Annotated in this window: 1 protein-coding gene; it reads left to right on the top strand. The window is 68.6% G+C overall.

The window, feature by feature from the left end; translation table 11 throughout:
* Positions 1–204: 204 nt before the first annotated feature.
* Positions 205–3,687, top strand: a complete 3,483-nt coding sequence (gene dnaE, locus VGD28_RS04655) for a DNA polymerase III subunit alpha (RefSeq protein ID WP_331027161.1) — start codon at positions 205–207, stop codon at positions 3,685–3,687.
* Positions 3,688–3,797: the final 110 nt, after the last annotated feature.

Here is a 3,797-nt window from a genome sequence, read left to right as displayed (position 1 = left end):
GCACGGGGAGGTGGCATCGCGAAGCGATGACGGAGGGGCCGCCGCGAAAGCGGCGGTAAACCTCGCAACGGGCACCGCCCTCTGCGGGGCGGCTCCTCCACCCTGCTTCGCATGGTCCCCCTCCCCGTGCCGGGGAGGAATTAGGTGTGGAGAACTCGTGCGCGCGGGTTCCGCCGCCGCTGAAGTATACATATAGTTTACTCCATGCCCCATTCCGGCTTCGTCCCCCTGCGCATCTTCTCGGCCTACACGATGCTGGAGGGCGCGATCGAGCCCAAGGCGATCGCGGCGCGGGCGCGCGAGCTGGGGTTTCCCGCGGCGGCGCTGTGCGACCGCAACGGGCTCTATGCCGCGATGTCCTATGGAGATGCCGCCAAGAAGGCAGGCGTGCAGCCGATCGTCGGCACCTTGCTGTGCGTCGCGCGGCCTGACATGCCCGACGGGGTCGAGCCGCCGCTCGACTGGCTGGCGCTCTATGCGCAGGATCAGCGCGGCTACGAGAATCTCTGTGACCTCGTCTCGCGCGCGCATCTGGAGCGGCCGATCGAGAAGGATGCGCACGTCCTGTTCTCCGACCTCGAAGGCCGCACCGACGGGGTGATCGCGCTCACCGCGGGCAGGGAAGGGGCGCTCGCCCGGCTGTTCGCCGAGGAGCAGGACAGCGCGGCTTTCGCCTATGCCGACCGGCTTCAGGCGTTGTTCGGCGACCGGCTCTATATCGAGATCGTCCGCCGCCTCGACGAGGTCGAGGGCAAGGCCGAGCCGAAGCTGCTCGATCTGGCGTATGACCGCGGCATCCCGCTCGTCGCGACCAACCCCGCCTGCTACGCCGAGCCTGATTTCCACGAGGCGCACGATGCGATGCTCTGCATCGCCGGCTCGGCCTATGTCGCGAGCGACGAGCGCCAGCGCTCGTCCCCGGACGCCTGGATGAAGCCCGCGGCCGAGATGAAGCGGCTGTTCGACGATCTGCCCGAGGCGATCGACAACACCCTCGTCGTCGCCCAGCGCTGCGCCTATGCCGCGCCCAAGCGCAAGCCGATCCTGCCCAGCCTTGCCGGCGATCTGGAGGGCGAGGCGGCGCAGCTGCGCGAGGATGCGCGCGCCGGCCTCGAGGCGCGGCTGGAAAAGGCCGGGATCACTGATCCCGAGCGCCGCCGCGAATATTTCGAGCGGCTGGCGTTCGAGACCGACATCATCATCCAGATGGGGTTCCCCGGCTATTTCCTGATCGTCGCGGACTTCATCAAATGGGCGAAGAACAACGGCATCCCGGTGGGGCCGGGCCGCGGATCGGGCGCGGGCAGCGTGGTCGCCTGGGCGCTGACCATCACCGATCTCGACCCGCTCGAGCTCGGCCTGCTGTTCGAGCGCTTCCTCAACCCCGAGCGCGTGTCGATGCCCGACTTCGACATCGACTTCTGCGAAACCCGGCGCGGCGAGGTGATCCGCTACGTGCAGCAGAAGTACGGGCGCAACCAGGTCGCGCAGATCATCACCTTCGGAACGATGAAGGCGCGCGCGGTGCTCAAGGACACCGGCCGCGTGCTCCAGATGAGCTACGGCCAGGTCGACCGGCTCGCCAAGCTCGTCCCCAACCACCCGACCGATCCCTGGACGCTGCCGCGCTCATTGAACGGCGTCAGCGAGTTCAAGGCGGAGTATGATCGCGACGAGGGGGTCAAGCACCTCATCGATCTCGCCATGCAGCTCGAAGGGCTGCCGCGCCACTCGTCCACCCACGCCGCGGGCGTGGTGATCGGCGATCGCCCGCTCGCCGAGCTGGTGCCGCTCTACCGCGATCCGCGATCGGACATGCCCGTCACCCAGTTCGACATGAAATATGTCGAGGGCGCGGGGCTGGTGAAGTTCGACTTCCTCGGCCTCAAGACGCTGTCGGTGCTGCAAAAGGCGGTCGAGCTGCTCGCCGCGCGCAACATCCAGATCGATCTGGCCGCGCTCGGCTGGGACGATCCGGCGGTGTACGAGCTGCTCCAGCGCGGCGACACGGTCGGCGTGTTCCAGCTCGAATCCGAAGGCATGCGGCGCACGCTCACCGCAGTGCGCCCGACCAATTTCGGCGACATCATCGCGCTCGTCTCGCTCTACCGCCCGGGGCCGATGGACAACATCCCGATGTTCGGCCGCCGCAAGCAAGGGCAGGAGCCGATCGAGTATCCGCACCCGCTGCTTGAAGGGATCCTGAAGGAGACCTACGGCATCTTCGTCTACCAGGAACAGGTGATGCAGGCCGCGCAGATCCTGGCGGGCTATTCGCTCGGCGGCGCCGACCTGCTGCGCCGCGCGATGGGCAAGAAGATCAAGGCCGAGATGGACGCCCAGCGCGCCTTGTTCGTCGAGGGCTGCGCCAAGGTGAACGCGATCCCGGAGGCCAAGGCCAACGAGCTGTTCGACTTGATCGACAAGTTCGCCGGCTACGGCTTCAACAAGTCGCACGCCGCCGCCTATGCGCTGCTCGCCTATCACACCGCCTGGCTCAAGGCGCATTACCCGCACGAATTCTACGCCGCCTCGATGTGCTTCGAGCTCGGCCAGGCCGAGAAGCTCGCGGTGTTCGTCGAGGACATGAAGCGGCTCGGCGTCCCGTGCCTGCCCCCTGACATCAACGCCAGCGAGGCGGAATTCTCGGTCGAGGCGGTCGATGACGGGTTCGCGGTGCGCTACGCGCTCGCGGGCCTCAAGGGTGTGGGCGAGAAGGCGATGGAGCTGCTGGTCGAGGAGCGCCACGCCAAGGGCCGTTTCCAGAGCCTCGACGATTTCGCCCGGCGCGTCGATCCGCGGCTGCTCAACAAGCGCCAGGTCGAGGCGCTGGCCGGGGCCGGGGGCTTCGACAGCATCGCCCCCGACCGGCCCGGCGTCCATGCCGCTGCCGAGACGATCCTCGCCGTGGCGCAGCGCACCCATGCCAATCGCGAGAGCGGGCAGGGCGGCCTGTTCGGCGAGGCCGAGCCGGTCGGCTCGGCGATCCAGCTCCCCAAGAGCGCACGCTGGACGCTGGGCCAGCGGATCGAGGCCGAGAAGGATTCGTTCGGCTTCTTCTTCTCCGCGCACCCGCTCGACCGCTACCAGCACCTCGCCCGGCTTCACTCGGCGCGGACCATCGTCAGCCTGAGCGAGATCGAGATCGCCGAGGGCGGCCGCGCCGGCGCAACGATCGCGGCGTTGATCGAGGATGCGCGCTGGCGCACCTCGGCGCGGGGCAATCGCTACCTGATGGCGACCCTGTCCGATGCCAGCGGGACGGTGCCCTGCACCTGCTTCGACGAGCTGACGGCAAAGGAGATGGAGGATGCTTCCCGCACCGGCGGCTGCGGCATCCTGACGCTCGAGCTGGACCGCCGCGCCGGCGAGGATTCCGCGCGGGTGACGGTACGCAAGGTCCAGCCGTTCGAGAGCATGGCCAAGGACGTCCGCCTGACGCTGCGCCTTGCGGTGAGCGACGCTACCGCGCTGCCGCTGATCGCGCGGCTGCTCGAGGGCGCGCGCGGCGGCCGGTGTGAGGTAATCCTAGACGCCCCGCTCCCGGGGGGCGGCGAGGCCGAGCTGGTGCTCGGCCGCAATTTCCGCATCGACGGCGAGCTCGCCACGCGGATCGAGGGGCTGCCCGGCGTCACCACTGCCGAACTCAAGCCCACCGAACAACCGCGCCTCGCGCTGGCGAGCTGATGCCGGGGGGCATTCGAGCGATAGATCCTCCCCCGCCAGGGGGAGGTGTCAGCGAAGCTGACGGAGGGGGAGGACGCGATAACGCCTGTCGGGAGTCCTGGCCCGCCCGG

The sequence above is a fragment of the Sphingomonas sp. genome (genome assembly GCF_036402235.1).
Classification (GTDB): domain Bacteria; phylum Pseudomonadota; class Alphaproteobacteria; order Sphingomonadales; family Sphingomonadaceae; genus Sphingomonas.
Note: the sequence above shows the minus strand (reverse complement) of the source record. Positions and strands in the feature narration are given on the sequence as shown.